3 protein-coding genes are annotated in these 17,413 nt (G+C 75.2%); all 3 read left to right on the top strand.

Annotated elements, in window-relative coordinates; genetic code table 11:
• Positions 1–25 precede the first annotated feature (25 nt).
• Genes ACZ51D_RS01960 through ACZ51D_RS01950 form a run of 3 tightly spaced genes read left to right on the top strand, consistent with a single transcriptional unit; the run spans position 26 to position 17,395 of the window.
• Positions 26–10,180, top strand: a complete 10,155-nt coding sequence (locus tag ACZ51D_RS01960; RefSeq protein WP_465661045.1) for a type I polyketide synthase — start codon at positions 26–28, stop codon at positions 10,178–10,180.
• 31 nt (positions 10,181–10,211) lie between these two features.
• Positions 10,212–16,508, top strand: a complete 6,297-nt coding sequence (locus tag ACZ51D_RS01955; RefSeq protein WP_465660822.1) for a type I polyketide synthase — start codon at positions 10,212–10,214, stop codon at positions 16,506–16,508.
• A 17-nt stretch (positions 16,509–16,525) separates the two neighbouring features.
• Complete coding sequence (locus ACZ51D_RS01950; RefSeq protein WP_465622932.1) at positions 16,526–17,395, top strand: 3-hydroxyacyl-CoA dehydrogenase family protein; 870 nt, start codon at positions 16,526–16,528, stop codon at positions 17,393–17,395.
• Positions 17,396–17,413: the final 18 nt, after the last annotated feature.

Below are 17,413 nucleotides of genomic sequence, written 5' to 3'. Positions count from 1 at the left end.
GCGGTGTCCAGTGAGCGACCAGAGGATGCGCGACTACCTCAACCGGGTGACCATCGACCTGCGGGACACCCGGCAGCGGCTCCGGGAGGCCGAGGCCCGCACGAGCGAGCCGATCGCGGTCGTGGCGATGAGCTGCCGCTTCCCCGGCGGCGTCCGCACCCCCGACGACCTGTGGGAACTGCTCGCCGAAGGCCGCGACACCATCGCGCCGGTCCCCGGCGACCGGGGCTGGGAGACCGCCTGGCCGTCCGGCGGCACGGTCCCCGGGCGAGGGGCGTTCCTGGACGGCGCGGCGGACTTCGACCCGGAGTTCTTCGGCATCTCGCCCCGTGAGGCGGTCGCGATGGACCCGCAGCAGCGGCTGCTGCTGATTGCGTCCTGGGAGGCCGTCGAGCAGGCCGGCATCGACCCGCTCACCCTGCGGGGCAGCCGTACCGGGGTGTATGTCGCGGCCATCGACCAGGGGTACGCGACGCTGGGCTCCGGCGCGGCCGAAGCCGTCCAGGGGTTCCTGATGACGGGGAACTCGATGAGCGTGATGTCCGGGCGGGTGTCCTACGCGCTCGGTCTCGAAGGCCCGGCCGTCACCGTGGACACCGCCTGTTCGGCCTCGCTGGTGGCGCTGCACCTCGCGGCGCGGGCCCTGCGGGCCGGTGAGTGCTCGCTCGCGCTCGCCGGCGGGGTCAGCGTGATGGCGCTGCCGGCGGTGTTCGTCGAGTTCAGCCGGCAGGGCGCGATGTCCCCCGACGGCCGCTGCAAGCCGTTCGCGGCGGCCGCGGACGGCACCGGCTGGGGCGAGGGCGTGGGGATGCTGCTGCTGGAGCGGCTGTCGGACGCGCGCCGCAACGGCCGTACGGTGCTGGCCGTGCTGCGCGGCTCGGCCGTCAACCAGGACGGCGCCAGCAACGGCCTGACCGCCCCCAACGGCCCCTCCCAGCAGCGGGTCATCCGGGCGGCCCTCGCCGACGCCGGACTGACCGCTTCCGAGGTCGACGCGGTGGAGGCGCACGGCACCGGTACCACCCTCGGCGACCCGATCGAGGCCGACGCGCTGCTGGCCACCTACGGTCAGGACCGGCCCGCCGGGCGTCCGCTGTGGCTGGGGTCGCTGAAGTCGAACATCGGGCACACCCAGGCCGCCGCCGGGGTCGCCGGGGTCATCAAGACGGTGCTCGCGCTGCGGCACGGCGTCCTGCCCCGCACCCTGCACGTGGACGCGCCCACCCCGCACGCCGACTGGTCCTCGGGCGCCGTCGAACTCCTCACCGAGGCCCGCGACTGGCCCGCCGTCGACCGGCCGCGCCGGGCCGGGGTGTCCTCGTTCGGCATGAGCGGCACCAATGCGCACGTCGTCCTCGAACAGGCACCGGAGCCGGAACAGACCAACGGACCGGAAGCAGCGACCGACGGCCCGGACACCGCAGCCGGGGCGGGCGCGCCCGGGGCCGTGCTGCCCTGGGTGCTGTCCGGCCGCACCGCGTCCGCGCTCGGGGACCAGGCGAGCCGGCTGCGCGCCCGGCTCGCCACGGACGCGCCCGCACGGGCGGCCGACATCGGGTTCTCGCTGGCGACCACCCGGTCCGCTTTCGAACACCGGGCCGTGGTGATCGGCGACGGGCGCCCCGCACTGCTGGACGGCCTCGCCGCCCTGTCCGGGCCGGGCACGGACCTCTCCACCGCCCCGGCCACGCCCGCTGACGTCGTCGCGGGCACCGGCCGGGTCGTCGAGGGCCGGACGGCACTGGTGTTCCCCGGCCAGGGCTCCCAGTGGGCCGGCATGGCGCGGGACCTGCTCGCCACCAGCCCCGTGTTCCGGGACCGCCTCGCCGCCTGCGACGCCGCCCTCCGCGCCCATGTCGACTGGCGGCTCCCCGCCGTCCTGGAGGGCGCGCCCGGGGCACCCTCCCTGGAACGGGTGGACGTGGTGCAGCCGGTGCTGTGGGCGGTGATGGTGTCACTGGCCGCGCACTGGAAGTCCTGGGGCGTCCGGCCCGACGCCGTGGTCGGGCACAGCCAGGGCGAGATCGCCGCCGCCGTGGTGGCGGGCGCGCTGAGCCTGGAGGACGGGGCGAAGGTCGTCGCCCTGCGCAGCCGGGCCATCCGGGCGCTGGCCGGACTCGGCGGCATGGTCGCGGTGTCCCTGCCCGAGGACCGGGTCCGCGCCGAGATCGCCCCCTGGGCCGAGAAGCTGTCGGTGGCCGCCGTCAACGGGCCCGCCGCCGTGGTGGTCTCGGGCGAGACCCAGGCCCTGGCCGAACTGCTCGCCCACTGCGCCGCACAGGGCGTACGGGCCCGGTCCGTACCCGTGGACTACGCCTCGCACTCGGCCCAGGTCGAAGGGATCAGGTCCGAGGTGCTGGCCGCGTTGGCCGGCGTACGCCCGCTCCCGGCCCGGATTCCGCTGTTCTCCACCGTCACCGGCGACCGGCTCGACACCACGGTCATGGACGCCGACTACTGGTACCGCAACCTCCGCGGGACCGTCCGCTTCGATGCCGCCGTCCGCTCCCTGATCGAACAGGGCCACGAGGTCTTCGTCGAGGTGTCGCCGCACCCGGTGCTGACCATGGCCCTCCAGGACACCGCCGAGGCCACCGGCGCCGAGGAGCCGCCCGTGGTCGTCGGCACCCTGCGCCGCGACGACGGCGGACTGCGCCGGGCCCTGCGCTCGGCCGCCGAACTGTGGGTGGCCGGCGCGGCCGTCGACTGGTCCGCGGTGTACGCCGGCACCGGCGCCCGCCCGACCGCTCTGCCCGGATACCCCTTCCAGCTGCGGCGCTACTGGCTGGAGCCGGAGGCGGCGCCCGGCACCGGACCGGCCGCCGCCGACCCGCACGACACGGCCTTCTGGCACATGGTCGACCACGACGCCCCGGCCGAGATCGCCGCCCACCTCGCCGTCGACGAGGACGCCCTCGCCCCTGTCCTGCCCGCCCTGCGAGGCTGGCGCAAACAGCGGCGCGACGAGAGCGTCATCGACTCCTGGCGCTACCGCATCGGCTGGCAGCCCCTGCCCGACCCGCCGGCCGCCACCCCCGCGGCCGGCACCTGGCTCGTCGTCCTGCCCGCCGGACACGACGACGACGCACGGCTACGCGGCCCGCTGCTCGCCCTCACCGAAGCGGGCGCCACCGTCGTCACGGCCGAACTCACCGCCGACGCCGTCCGCCGCACGGACCTCGCGGACACGCTCGCCACCGCTCTCGGCGACCGCGTCCCGACGGGCGTGCTGTCGCTGCTGGCCGCCGACGACCGGCCCCACCCCGACCACCCGGCCCTGCCCACCGGGACGGCACTCACCGTCGCCCTGGTGCAGGCCCTGGGCGACCTCGCCCTCACCGCACCCCTGTGGTGCGCCACCGCCGGGGCCGTGTCCACGGGCCAGGACGACCCGGTCACCCACCCCCGCCAGGCACTGGTCTGGGGCACCGGACTGGTGGCCGCGCTGGAACTGTCCGCCCGCTGGGGCGGACTCATCGACCTGCCGCCGAACCTCGACGCCCGCGCCAGGACCCGCCTCGCCGCCGTCCTGACGGCCCCCGGCACCGGCCCGGACGGCCTCGGCCGCGAGGACCAGCTCGCCCTGCGCCCCACCGGCCTGCTGGCCCGCCGCCTCCGGCGCGCCCCCCGGAACGACAGCCGTACGAAGCACTGGAAGCCCCGGGGCACCGTCCTGCTGACCGGCGGCACCGGAGCCGTCGGCCCGCACCTCGTCCGCTGGCTGGCCCGCAGCGGCGCCACCCACCTCGTCCTGCCCGGCCGCCGCGGCCCCCAGGCACCCGGCGCGGCCGAACTCGCCGCGGAACTGGCCGCCCTCGGCGTACGACTGACCCTGCCCGTCTGCGACCTGGCGGACCGTCAGGCGGTGGCGGAACTGCTCACCGGCCTGGACACGGCGGGCGACCCGGTCACCGCCGTCGTCCACGCGGCCGCGTTCGTCGCGCTCGCCCCCCTGGACGGCACACCGATGTCCGCGTTCGAACAGATCGTCGCCGCCAAGGCCGCCGGCGCCGAACACCTCGACGCCCTGCTCGACCGCGAACTCGACGCCTTCGTCCTGTTCTCCTCGATCGCCGGAGTCTGGGGCAGCGGCGACCACGGCGCCTACGCCGCAGCCAACGCCTACCTCGACGCCCTGGCCCAGCACCGCCGGGCCCGCGGCCTCACCGCCACCACCGTCGACTGGGGCATCTGGCAGGCCGAGAACCCCTTCCAGGACCGCATCGCCGGAGCGGACGCCGATCTGTTCAACCTGGAGCAGCACGGCCTGCCCCGGATCGCCCCCGACCTCGCGGTCCACGCCCTGCAACAGGCACTCGACGACGACGAGACCGTACTCGCCGTCGCCGACGTCGACTGGGAGCAGTTCGCCGCCGTCTTCACCTCCACCCGCCGCAGCCCGCTGCTCACCGGCATCCCCGAAGCCCGCCGCGCCCTGGAAGCCGCGACCGGCGACACGGAGGCACCCGCCGCCGCACTGCTGCGCCAACGGCTCGCCGCCCTCGCCGAATCCGAACAGCACCGCCTGCTGCTCGACCTGGTCCGCATCCACGCGGCAGCCGTCCTCGGCCATCCCTCGGTGGACGCGATCCGGCCCGGCATGGCGTTCCAGGACATGGGCTTCGCCTCCCTCACCGCAGTCGAACTCCGCAACCGGCTCAACACCGCCACCGGACTGCGGCTGCCGTCCACGCTGATCTTCGACCACCCGTCGTCCACCGCGCTCGCCCGGGAGATCCGCGCCGAACTGCTCGGCCGGCAGGCCACCGACCCGGACGCCGCCGCGCACCCGCCCGCGCCCGACGACGAGCCGATCGCGATCGTGTCCATGGCCTGCCGCTTCCCCGGCGGCATCGGCACCCCCGAAGACCTGTGGCGCCTGCTCGCCGACGGCGGCGACGCCGTCTCGGACTTCCCCACCGACCGCGGCTGGGACATCGACGTCCTCTACGACCCCGACCCCGACCGCCCCGGCACCTCGACCACCCGGCACGGCGGCTTCCTGCACGACGCCGCCGACTTCGACGCGGAGTTCTTCGGCATCTCGCCGCGCGAGGCCCTGGCCATGGACCCCCAGCAGCGGCTGCTCCTGGAAACCACCTGGGAGGCGATCGAACGCGCCGCCATCGACCCGGCCGCCCTGCGCGGCAGCCGCACCGGAGTGTTCACCGGCGTCAACTACGCCGACTACGCGGCCGTCGTCGCCCAGTCGGAGGAAGGAGACGGCCACCTGCTCACCGGCAGCGCACCCAGCGTCGTATCCGGCCGGGTCGCCTACACCCTGGGCCTCGAAGGCCCCGCCGTGACCATCGACACGGCCTGCTCCTCCTCACTCGTCGCCATGCACTACGCCGGCCGGGCCCTGCGCGGCGGCGACTGCTCCCTCGCCCTGGTCGGCGGCGTCGCCCTGATGGCGACCCCCGGCGCCCTGATCAGCTTCTCCCGGCAACGGGGACTCGCCGAGGACGGCCGCTGCAAGGCCTTCTCGGACGACGCGGACGGCATGGGCATGGGCGAAGGCGTCGGCGTCCTGCTGCTGGAGCGGCTGTCGGACGCCCGCCGCAACGGACACCCGGTACTGGCGGTGGTACGCGGCTCCGCCGTCAACCAGGACGGCGCCAGCAACGGACTCTCCGCCCCCAACGGTCCGTCGCAGCAGCGGGTGATCCGGGCGGCGCTCGCGGACGCGGGCCTGACGGCGTCCGAGGTGGACGTGGTGGAGGCGCACGGCACCGGCACCACCCTCGGCGACCCCATCGAGGCGCAGGCCCTGCTGGCCACCTACGGCCAGGACCGGCCCGCCGGACGGCCCCTGCTGGTCGGCTCCCTCAAGTCCAACCTCGGCCACGCCCAGGCAGCATCGGGTGTGGCGGGGGTCATCAAGACGGTGCTGTCCATGCAGCACGGGCAGGTGCCCCGCACCCTGCACGTCAGCAGGCCCTCCGGCCACGTCGACTGGACGCGTGGAGCGCTGGCCCTCGCGACCGAGCAGCAGCCCTGGCCGTCCCACGGCCGCCCCTTCCGGGCCGGAGTGTCCTCCTTCGGCCTGAGCGGCACCAACGTCCACACCATCCTCGAACACACCCCCCTGGAGGACGACGGCCCGCCGGCCGAGCGCACCCCCCTGCCGGCGGTGCCCTGGCTGCTGTCGGCGAAGAGCCCGCAGGCACTGCGCCTCCAGGCCGACCGGCTGCGCCGCCACCTGGACGGCAACCCCGGGGTCGACCCGCGCGACATCGGATCCGCCCTGCACACGCGCACCGCCTTCGAGTACCGGAAGGCACTGGTCGGGGACCGGGACCAACTCCACACCCTGCTGGGCCGGATGGCCGACGACGACTCGGGAGCGTGGGACGGCGGTCGCCCGGTCGACGGCCGTTCGGTGTTGGTGTTCCCGGGTCAGGGTTCGCAGTGGGTGGGGATGGCCGCGGAGCTGCTGGCCGGGTCGGCTGTGTTCGCGGGGCGGATGGCGGAGTGCGAGCGGGCGCTGGCGCCTTACGTGGACTGGTCGTTGGTGGAGGCGTTGGGTTCGGAGGCGCTGTTGGCGCGGGTGGATGTGGTGCAGCCGGTGCTGTGGGCGGTGATGGTGTCGCTGGCGGAGGTGTGGCGTTCGTTCGGTGTTGTTCCGGACGCGGTGGTCGGCCACTCGCAGGGCGAGATCGCCGCGGCCGTGGTGGCGGGCGGTCTGAGCATCGACGACGGGGCGCGGGTGGTTGCGCTGCGTTCCGGTGCGGTGGGGGCGTTGGCGGGCCGTGGCGGGATGGCGTCGGTGCCCCTGCCGGTCGAGGCGGTGCGGGAGCGGATCGCGGGCCGGTTGTCGGTGGCGGCGGTGAACGGTCCGTCGTCGACGGTGGTGTCGGGTGACGCGGACGCGGTCGCCGCGTTGGTGGAGGCTCTGGTGGGGGAGGGGGTGCGGGCGCGGTTGATCGAGGTCGACTACGCGTCGCACTCCGCGCATGTGGAGGAGGTCCGCGAGCAGCTGCTCGCCGACCTGGACGGCATTGTGCCCGTCTCGGGCGGGGTGCCGTTCTTCTCGACGGTGACGGGCGGCTGGCTGGACACGAAGTTCCTCGACACCGAGTACTGGTACCGGAACCTGCGGGAGACGGTGGAGTTCGGGCAGGCCACGGAGGCGTTGCTGGGGGAGGGCTTCCGGTTCTTCGTCGAGTCCAGCCCGCATGCGGTGCTGGGTGTGGCGGTGGGGGAGTCGGTGGAGGCCGCAGGTGTGGATGCCGTGGTGTTGGGGACGTTGCGTCGTGGGGAGGGTGGCCCGGCGCAGGTGTTGCGTGCGGTGGGTCGTGCGTGGGAGTGCGGGTTGGGGGCGGACTTCTCGGGTGCGTTCCCGGGGGCGCGGCGGGTGGACCTGCCGACGTACGCCTTCCAGCGCAGCCGCTACTGGCCCGAGCCGGCGCCCACCGCGGCGGCCGATGTGGGCGCGGCCGGGCTCGATCCGGCCGACCACCCCGTCCTCGGAGCGGCCATCGAACTGGCCGACACGGGTGAACTGCTGCTCACGGGCCGGATCTCGCTGCGTACCCACCCCTGGCTCGCCGACCATGCGGTGGCCGGTACGGTCCTGCTGCCCGGCGCGGCCTTCGCGGAACTCGCGGTACGCGCCGCGGACGAGGCCGGCTGCCACACGGTGGAGGAACTGACGCTCCAGTCACCGCTGTTGATACCCGCCGACACCGCCGTCCGCCTGCAGGTTCGGGTCGGCGCCACGGACGCGCACGGCAGCCGCTCACTGGACCTGTTCTCCTGCCGCGAGGACGCGGCGACCCCGCACTGGACCGCGCACGCGACCGGCAGGCTCACCGCCGACGCCACGACCCGCGAGCCGTCGTCCTCAGCCGTACCGGACGACGCCGGCTCCTGGCCCCCGCCCGGCGCCGTCCCGATCCCCGTCGACGACCTGTACGAGCGGTTCCGTGCCTCCGGTTACGGCTACGGACCCGCCTTCCGCGGGCTCACCGCTGCCTGGCGCCGGGGTGACGAGATCTTCACCGAGGTACGTCTGCCCGAGGACCAGCACCGGTCCGCCTCCGCCTTCGGCGTGCACCCCGCCCTCCTGGACGCCGCCCTCCAGGGGCTGTTCCTGCGGGCTCGGCCGGACACCGAATCGGGCGCGGACCGGCCGTCCGCCGGACTGCCGTTCTCCTGGAGCGGAGTCGGGCTGCACGCCTCCGGAGCCACCGCGCTCAGGGTACGGCTCGGCTTCCGGCCGGACGGATCGGTGTCGATCGACGCGACCGACTCGAACGGCCTCCCGGTCGCGTCGGTCGAGGCGCTCGCCGTCCGCCTGATCGACCTCGACACCCTCCGCCCGGGCGGCGGCCCGGAATCCCTCTACCGGGTGCAGTGGTCGGCGGTGCCCGCCACCGCACCCGCCGACCCCCTCGGACACTGGGCTGTCCTCGGCGGCCGGGAACTCTTCCCGGACAGCCATCCGGACCTGGCCGCGCTCGGTGCCGCGTTGGACGGGGGAGCGCCGTCGCCCGCCGCCGTGCTGGCCTGGTGCGACCACACCCCGGACCTTCCGTCCCCGCCCGACGCCGCATCCGTGCACACCGCACTGGACGACGCCCTGCGGCTCGTCCAGGACTGGCTGTCCGACCCGCGGTGGGACGACGGCACCCGGCTCGTGCTCGTCACCCGGGGTGCGGTCGCCACGGCAGCCGGCGAGGAGGTCACCGACCTCACCGGCGCCGCGGTCCGCGGCCTCGTCCGCTCCGCCCAGTCCGAGCACCCGGACCGCTTCCTGCTGATCGACACCGACGACCCGGCCGCCCTGCCCGGCCTGCTGCCCCGGGCACTGGCCGGAACGGAACCCCAACTGGCGATACGCGGCGGAGAGCTCCTCGCCGCCCGCCTCACCAGGGCCACCGTCGCCACGGACCCGAACCCGGCCCCGGACACACCGTCCGGTATCGCCGCGGCCGGGGGAACCGTCCTCGTCACCGGGGCCGGCGGCGCGCTCGGCGGCCTGGTGGCACAGCACCTCGTGACCGCGCACGGCGTACAGAACCTGCTGCTCGTCGGCAGGCGCGGCACGGACACCCCGGGCCTGGCCGACCTCGCCGCCGAACTGCGCGGCCTCGGCGCCCGGGTGGACGTGGAGGCCTGTGACGTCGCCGACCGGGACGCGCTCGCCGCGCTGCTCGCCGGCATCCCCGCCGACCGCCCGCTGAGCGCGGTCGTCCACGCGGCCGGCGTCCTGGACGACGGGACGATCGAGTCGCTGACCCCCGGGCGGATGCGCCACGTCCTGCGGCCCAAGGTCGACGCAGCCCTCAACCTGCACAACCTCACCCGTGACCTTGCGCTGTCGGCCTTCGTCCTGTTCTCCTCCGCGTCCGCCACGGTCGGCAACGCCGGGCAGGGCAACTACGCGGCCGCCAACGCCTTCCTCGACGCGCTCGCCCAGCACCGCCGTGCCCTGAAACTGCCCGCCCAGTCGCTCGCCTGGGGCCTGTGGGCGCGCCGCAGCACCATGACCGGCACGCTCACCGCCGCCGACCTGCGGCGGATGTCCCGGGGAGGCACCGCGGCCATCGGCAGCGAAGAGGGCCTGGCCCTGTTCGACGCGGCGCTCACCCTGGACGAACCGCTGCTCGTCCCGGTCAAGATCGACCTCGGCCGGCTCCGGACGGTAGCCCGGACCGGACCCGTCCCGGCCCTGCTCGCCGCCCTGGTCCCCGGTACCGCACGCCGCCCCGCCTCCGGGGCGGACGCCGCCGAAGCGGACTCGCTGCGCCGCCGGCTGACCGGCCTCACCCCGGAGGAACGCGTCGCCACCCTGCTCGACCTGGTACGGAGCCGGGTCGCCGACATCCTCGGCCACGGCGGACCCGAGGCCGTCGACCCGGACCAGGCGTTCAAGGACCTCGGCTTCGACTCGCTCACCTCCGTCGAACTCCGCAACCGGCTCGGCGCCGCCACCGGCCGCCGGCTGCCCGCCACCCTGGTCTTCGACCACCCCACCCCGGCCGCCGTCGCCGCCCACCTCACCGGGCGCCTGGTACCCGACGGGCCGGGCGACCCCGCCGGCACCGGGAAGGCCGCCGGGGCGCACCTCGCCGACCGGCCGGAGACACCGGACACGCCGGCTCCCGCCGCCGACATCAACGCCATGGCCGTCGACGACCTCGTCCGGATGGCCCTGGGCGGCGAACGTGACTGACCGACAGCCGCAGAAGGAGAAGCCCAACCCCATGCCCACCGACACGGACCAGGTGGTCGCCGCCCTGCGCGCCTCGCTGGTGGACAACCAGCGCCTGCGGCAGGAGAACCGACGGCTCCGCGACGACTCCGCCGAGCCCATCGCCATCGTGGCGATGAGCTGCCGCTACCCCGGCGGCGTACGCACCCCGGAAGACCTGTGGGAGCTGCTGGTCAAGGAACGCGACGCGGTCTCGCCGTTCCCCACCGACCGCGGCTGGGACGTCGAGGGCGGCTTCGACGCCGACCCCGACGCCCCCGGCACCTTCTACGTCCGGGAAGGCGGCTTCCTCCACGACGCGACCGGCTTCGACCCCGGCTTCTTCGGCATCTCGCCGCGCGAGGCCCTGGCCATGGACCCGCAGCAGCGGCTGCTGCTGGAAGCGTCCTGGGAAGCGGTGGAACGCGCGGGCATCGACCCGGCGACCCTGCGCGGCAGCCGCACCGGCGTCTACACCGGAGTGATCTACAGCGAATACGGGTCCCGGCTCGGCCGGGTGCCCGACGAAGTGGAAGGCTTCCTCGGCACCGGCACCATCCCCAGCGTCGCCTCGGGCCGGATCGCCTACACCCTGGGCCTGGAAGGCCCGGCGGTCACCCTGGACACCGCCTGCTCGTCCTCCCTGGTCGCCGTCCACCTCGCCTGCCAGGGGCTGCGCTCCGGCGACACCACCCTCGCCCTGGCCGGTGGGGTGACCGTGATGTCCACCCCCGGCCTGTACGTCGGATTCAGCCGCCAGCGCGGCCTGGCACCCGACGGACGCAGCAAGTCCTTCTCGTCCGCGGCGGACGGAGCCGGGTTCGGGGAGGGCCTGGGCCTGCTCCTGCTGGAACGGCTCTCGGACGCCCGGCGCGCGGGGCACCCCGTCCTGGCCGTCATCCGCGGCTCGGCCGTCAACCAGGACGGCGCCAGCAACGGGCTGACCGCCCCGAACGGGCCCGCGCAGCAGCGCGTCATCAACGGGGCGCTCGCCCGTGCCGGACTCGACCCGTCCGAGGTCGACATGGTGGAGGCGCACGGCACCGGCACCGTCCTCGGCGACCCCATCGAGGCGCAGGCGCTCATGGCCACGTACGGTCAGGACCGGCCCGCCGGGCGGCCGTTGCGACTGGGCTCGCTGAAGTCCAACCTGTCCCACACCCAGGCCGCCGCGGGCGTCGGCGGGGTGATCAAGTCGGTGCTCGCGATGCGGCACGGCGTGATGCCGCGCACCCTGCACGTCGACCGTCCCTCGCCCCAGATCGACTGGACCGAGGGAGCCGTCTCCCTGCTCACCGAGGCCGCCCCCTGGCCGGAGACGGGACGTCCGCGCCGGGCCGGGGTGTCCTCCTTCGGCGCCAGCGGCACCAACGCCCACGTCATCCTCGAACAGGCCCCGGCCGACCCGGCAGCTTCCGACGGGCCCGCCACGCCGGAACCGGTGCCCGCCGCCGTCCCCTGGATCCTGTCGGCGCGCACTCCGGATGCGCTGCGCGCCCAGGCGACGGCGCTGTACGAGCGGGTGGTGGCGGAACCGGGCCTGAGCGTGACGGACGTCGGCCATTCGCTGGCGGCGGGGCGTTCGCGGTTCGCGGAGCGCGCGGTGGTGGTGGGGGCGGACCGGGGCGAACTGCTGGCCGGTGTCGCCGCCCTGTCGCGGGGCGTGCGTGCGGCGGGCGTGACGGTCGGCAGCGGGCTGCCCCCGGGCCGTTCGGTGTTGGTGTTCCCGGGTCAGGGTTCGCAGTGGGTGGGGATGGCCGCGGAGCTGCTGGCCGAATCGGAGGCGTTCGCGGGGCGGATGGCCGAGTGCGAGCGGGCGCTGGCGCCTTACGTGGATTGGTCGTCGGCGGAGGCGCTGGGCTCGGAGCGGTTGCTCGCCCGGGTCGACGTGCTGCAGCCGGTGCTGTGGTCGGTGATGGTGTCGCTGGCGGAGGTGTGGCGCTCGTTCGGCGTCGTTCCGGACGCGGTGGTGGGCCACTCCCAGGGCGAGATCGCCGCCGCGGTGGTGGCGGGTGGCCTGAGCATCGACGACGGGGCGCGGGTGGTCGCGCTGCGTTCCCGTGCGGTGGGGGCGTTGGCGGGCCGTGGCGGGATGGCGTCGGTGCCCCTGCCGGTGGACGTGGCACGGGAGCGCATCGCCCCGTGGGCGGGCCGGCTCTCGGTGGCGGCGGTGAACGGCCCGTCGTCGGTGGCGGTGTCGGGCGACGCCGACGCGGTCACGGCCCTGGTGGAGGAACTCCTGGAGGAAGGGGTGTGGGCGACTCGCATCGAAACCGACTTCGCGTCGCACTCCTCGCACGTGGAGCAGATCCGCCGGCGCCTGCTCTCCGACCTGGACGGGATCACCCCCCTCGCGGGTGCCGTGCCGTACTACTCCAGCGTGACCGGCGGCCTGCTGGACACGAAGTCCCTGGGCGCCGAGTACTGGTACCGCAACCTCCGGCAGACCGTCGAGTTCGAGCGGGTGACCCGCTCGCTCCTCGCGGCCGGGCACCGCGTCTTCATCGAGTCCGGCCCCCAGCCCGCCCTGATGTACGCGATCGAGGACACGGCCGCCGACGCGGGCGCCCCGGAGACGCTGGTGCTCGACACCCTGCGGCGCGGGGCCGGAGGGCTCCGCCGACTCCAGCTCGCGCTCGCCGAGGCACACGTCCGGGGCCTGCGCGTCGACTGGGAGCGACTGTTCGCGGGAACCGGTGCCCAGCGGGTGGACCTGCCCACCTACGCCTTCCAACGACGCCGCTACTGGCTGGACGCCCTGCCGGCCGACCGGGACCAGGCGGCCACCGGCCAGTCCGCCGCGGACCACCCGCTGCTCGGCGCCGCGGTCGAACTGCCCGACGACGCGGGCACCCTCTTCACCGGCCGGCTCTCCTCGGCCACCCACCCCTGGCTCGCCGACCACGCCGTGGCCGGAGCCGTGATCCTGCCCGGCGCGGCCCTCGTGGAGCTGGCCGCGCACGTGGGCCGCCGCCTCGGCTGCGCCCTCGTGGAGGAGCTGACCCTCGCCGCCCCGCTGCTGCTGCCCGACGATCAGGCCGTGCAACTGCGCGTACGGGTGGGCGCCGAAGACGGCGCGGGACGGCGCCCGGTGGAGTTCCACTCCCGGCCCGAGGCCGCCCCCGGCTCCGCCGACCGGCCCTGGACGCGGCACGCGACCGGCGCGGTCGGCCCCCGGGACCCCTCGGCCGACCGGGACGACACGACCGAACCGGCCGGCACCTGGCCCCCGCCCGACGCGGTCCCCCTCGACGTGGACGAACTGTACCGGCTGCTCGAAACCCGGGGCGTCGCCTACGGCCCGGCGTTCCGGGGCCTGCGCGCCGCATGGCGCACCGCAGACGCGATCCACGCCGAAGTGGCCCTGCCCGACGGCCTCCCCGCCGGCGGAGCGGGCGGCTTCGGCGTGCACCCGGCCCTCCTGGACGCGGCCCTCCAGACGACCGGTCTGCGCGAAGGCGCCGCGACCGCGGAGCCCGCCGACGGCGTCCCCCTGCCGTTCTCCTGGCAGCGCGTCGCGATCGAAACCTCCGACGCGCCGGTCCTGCGCGTCCGGCTGCGCCCCGACGGCCCGGACGCCGTCACCGCGCGGATCACCGATCCCTCGGGGCGCACGGTGGCGACGGTCGGCTCGCTCACCCTGCGCACGGCGTCCACCGCCGCACTGGGGGCGTCCTCCGGCTCCGTCTTCCACGTCGGCTGGACGCCGGTCACTGCCGGGCCCGGCCCGCGCCCGGTCACCCGCTGGGGCCTCCTCGGCCCGCAGGACGAGCGGCTGCTGCCGACCGCCTTCCCCACCGAACCCCCGTCCGCGACACCCGACGCGATGCTGCTGACCTGCCCCCCGTCCGCCGACACAGTGACCGCGGACGCCCCCGCCCGGGATGCGGACCCCGCGGCGGTGCACGCGGTCGCGTCCGGGGTCCTGGGCCGCCTCCAGGCCCACCTGGCCGACGACACCACCGCCCGTACGCCCCTGGTGGTGCTCACCCGGGGCGCGACCGGCCCGCTCGGCGCGCAGCCGCAGCCGCAGCCGGCGGACCTCGGTGCGGCGGCCGTCTGGGGCATGCTCCGAGCCGCTCAGCTCGAACACCCCGACCGGTTCGTGCTGTTGGACACCGAAGGGCCGGACCCGGACGGTCTCAGCGACGCGCTCGCCGAGCTCCTCGCCACGGGCGAACCACAGGCGGCCCTGCGCGGTGGCGTCCTGTACGCGCCCCGACTGGTACGGCCGCCGGTCACCACCGCCACGGCCACCGCCACCGCGACCCGGCCGGCCGGCCCGTTCGGGCCGTCCGAAGGGACGGTACTGGTGAGCGGGGGCGGCGCTCTCGCGGCCGTCCTGGCGCGCCATCTGGTCGCCGCGCACGGGGTACGCCACCTCCTCGTGCTGAGCCGCCGCGGCGCCGACGCCCCCGGCATGCCGGAGCTGACGGCGGAGCTGGCCGAGGCCGGAGCCGAACTGGCCGCTGTCAGCTGTGATGTGTCCGACCGTCAGGCACTGGCCGCCGCCCTGGCGGCCATCCCCGAACGCCACCCGCTGTGCGCCGTGGTCCACACCGCCGGAATGCTCGACGACGGTCTGCTGGAGGGGCTGACCGGTGAGCGGATGACCGCCGTCCTGCGGCCCAAGTTCGACGCCGCCCGGCACCTCGACCAACTGACGCGCGGAGCGGACCTGTCCGCGTTCGTCGTCTTCTCCTCCGCCGCGGGCGTGCTGGGCAGCCCCGGCCAGGCGTCCTACTCGGCCGCCAACGCCGCGCTCGACGCCCTCATCGCGGAACGCCGACGGCTCGGGCTCCCCGGCCTGTCCCTGGCCTGGGGGCCCTGGGAGCGGGTGAGCGGGATGACGGCGGAGCTCGGCGGCGCCGAGCGGCGGCGCATCGACCGGCGCGGCGCCCGCGGCCTCTCCGACGAGGAGGCCATGGCCCTGCTGGACACGGTGTGCGCCGCGGACGCCGCCCCGCCGGGAGACGGGAGCCCCGTCGTCCTGGCCCACCTCGACCTCACCGTGCGCGGCGACGGCCCGGTGCACCCGATGCTGCGCTCCCTGGTCCGGCGCAGCCCGACCGCGACGACCGGAGCGAAGGGGACGCCGACCGCCGCCGCAGCGCTGCGGCAACGGCTCGACGCCGCCGCCGACGTACAGGAACGCGGGCTGGTCCTGCTTGACATCGTCCTCGCCCAAGCCGCCGAGGTCCTCGGCCACACCGACTCCGGGGCGCTGTCCGCGACGGTGCCCTTCCTCTCCGTCGGATTCGACTCGTTGACCGCGGTCGAGCTCCGCAACCGGCTGGCCGCCGCCACCGGACTGCGGTTGCGGCCCTCCGCCGTCTTCGACAGCGGCACCCCCGCCGCGCTCGCGGCGCGCCTCGCCGCCGAGACTCGGAGCGAAGACACCCCCCGGCCCGAAACGGCGCCCGCAACCGGAACCGCCGCAACCGGAACCGACACCGCCGACACCGACCCGGTGAGCGTGCTGTTCCGCCGGGCCTGCGCACTCGGCCGGATCGACGAGGGCATCGCCCTGCTCAAGCACGCCTCCGCCCTGCGCCCGGCCTTCCCCAGCGGCAGCGACCTCGCGGCCGCCGGCACCGGCCCGCGGCTGCTGCGCCTGAACGAGCGCGCCGACGCCCCCGTACTCGTCTGCTTCGGCTCCATCGTCGCCCTCGGCGGTGCCCACCAGTACGCCCGCTTCGCCGCCCGCTTCCGGGACCGCTACGCCGTCGCCGCCCTGGACGCCCCCGGATTCACCCCCGAGGAGGAACTGCCCGCCGACATGTCGGCCCTGCTGGACTTCCAGGCGACGACACTGCTCCGGGAACTGCCCGGACGGACGCTCGTCCTGGCCGGCTCCTCCTCCGGCGGCACGCTCGCCCACGGAGTGGCCGCCGCGCTGGAGCAGCGCGGCGAGGGCCCGGCGGCCGTGGTGCTGCTGGACACCTACCTCTCCGACAACGAGGGCATCACCCAGTTCAACGACGTCCTGCTGGGCGGCATGTTCGACCGCGAGGACCGGGCGGCCCCGATGGACGGGACCAGGCTGACCGCGATGGGCGGCTACTTCCGTCTGCTCGACGACTGGAAACCCCCGGCGGTCCGCGCCCCGCTGCTGCTGGTCCGCGCCTCCACCCCGCTCGGCCGCCCGTCCGCCGAAGCCGGTGACTGGCGCTCGTCCTGGGCCGGTGCCGACACCGTCGTCGACGTTCCCGGAGACCACTTCTCGATCATGGAACAGCATGTCGCGACCACCGGCGACGCCGTCGCCGACTGGCTCGGCACCACCCTCCGCACCCCCGAAGACCTGTGAAACCGAAGGAGAGCCCGTTGACCACAGCCCCGTACGACGATTCCCCCCCGCGACACGCCCTCACCGTGCTGGGAGCCGGGGTGATGGGCGTCGGCATCACCGTCCTCGCCCTCGGACACGGCCTGCCGGTCCACCTGGTCGACATCGACCGGGAACGGCTCGACCGGGCCACGGACCTGATCGACGGCGACCTCCGGCTGGCCGAGCTGATGGGCGCCCTGCCCGCCGGGACGCCCCTCGGCGCCCTGGCCACCGGCACCTCGCTCAAGGCCGCCGCCGGAGCCACCGCCGTCGTCGAGGCGGTCACCGAGAACGCCGCGATCAAGGCCGCCGTCCTGTCCGAGGTCTCCGGACTGGTCCGGCCCGGAACCCTGCTGATCACCAACACCTCCTCGATCCCCGTCGACGAACTGGCCGGGGCCGTGGAGCGGCCGGAGGATCTGGTCGGCACCCACTTCATGAACCCGCCCTACCTGATCGGCACCGCCGAAGTGGTCCGCGGCGCCAAGACCGGGGACCCGGCGATGGCCGCCGTGGCGGCCCTGCTCACGGCGCTGCGGCGGCGGGCGGTGGTCGTCCGGGACGCACCCGGCTTCGTGACCAGCCGCATCCTGCACCCGATGATCAACGACGCGGCCCGCGTCGTGGAGGAGGGCACGGCGACCGCGGAGGACGTCGACGCCCTGATGCAGGGCTGCCTGGGACACCCCACCGGCCCGCTGCGCACCGCGGACCTGATCGGCATCGACAACCTCGTCGACTCCCTCACCGTGCTCCACGAACGCACCGGCGACGACGGCTGCCGCCCCGCCGAACTGCTGCTCCGGCTGGTCCGCGAGGGCCGGCTGGGCCGCAAGTCCGGGCGCGGCTTCTACGACTACACCTGATCACCCCGACAAGGAGAC

This window comes from Kitasatospora sp. NPDC033851 (assembly GCF_055576085.1).
This window is presented reverse-complemented; position numbering and strand designations above follow the sequence as displayed.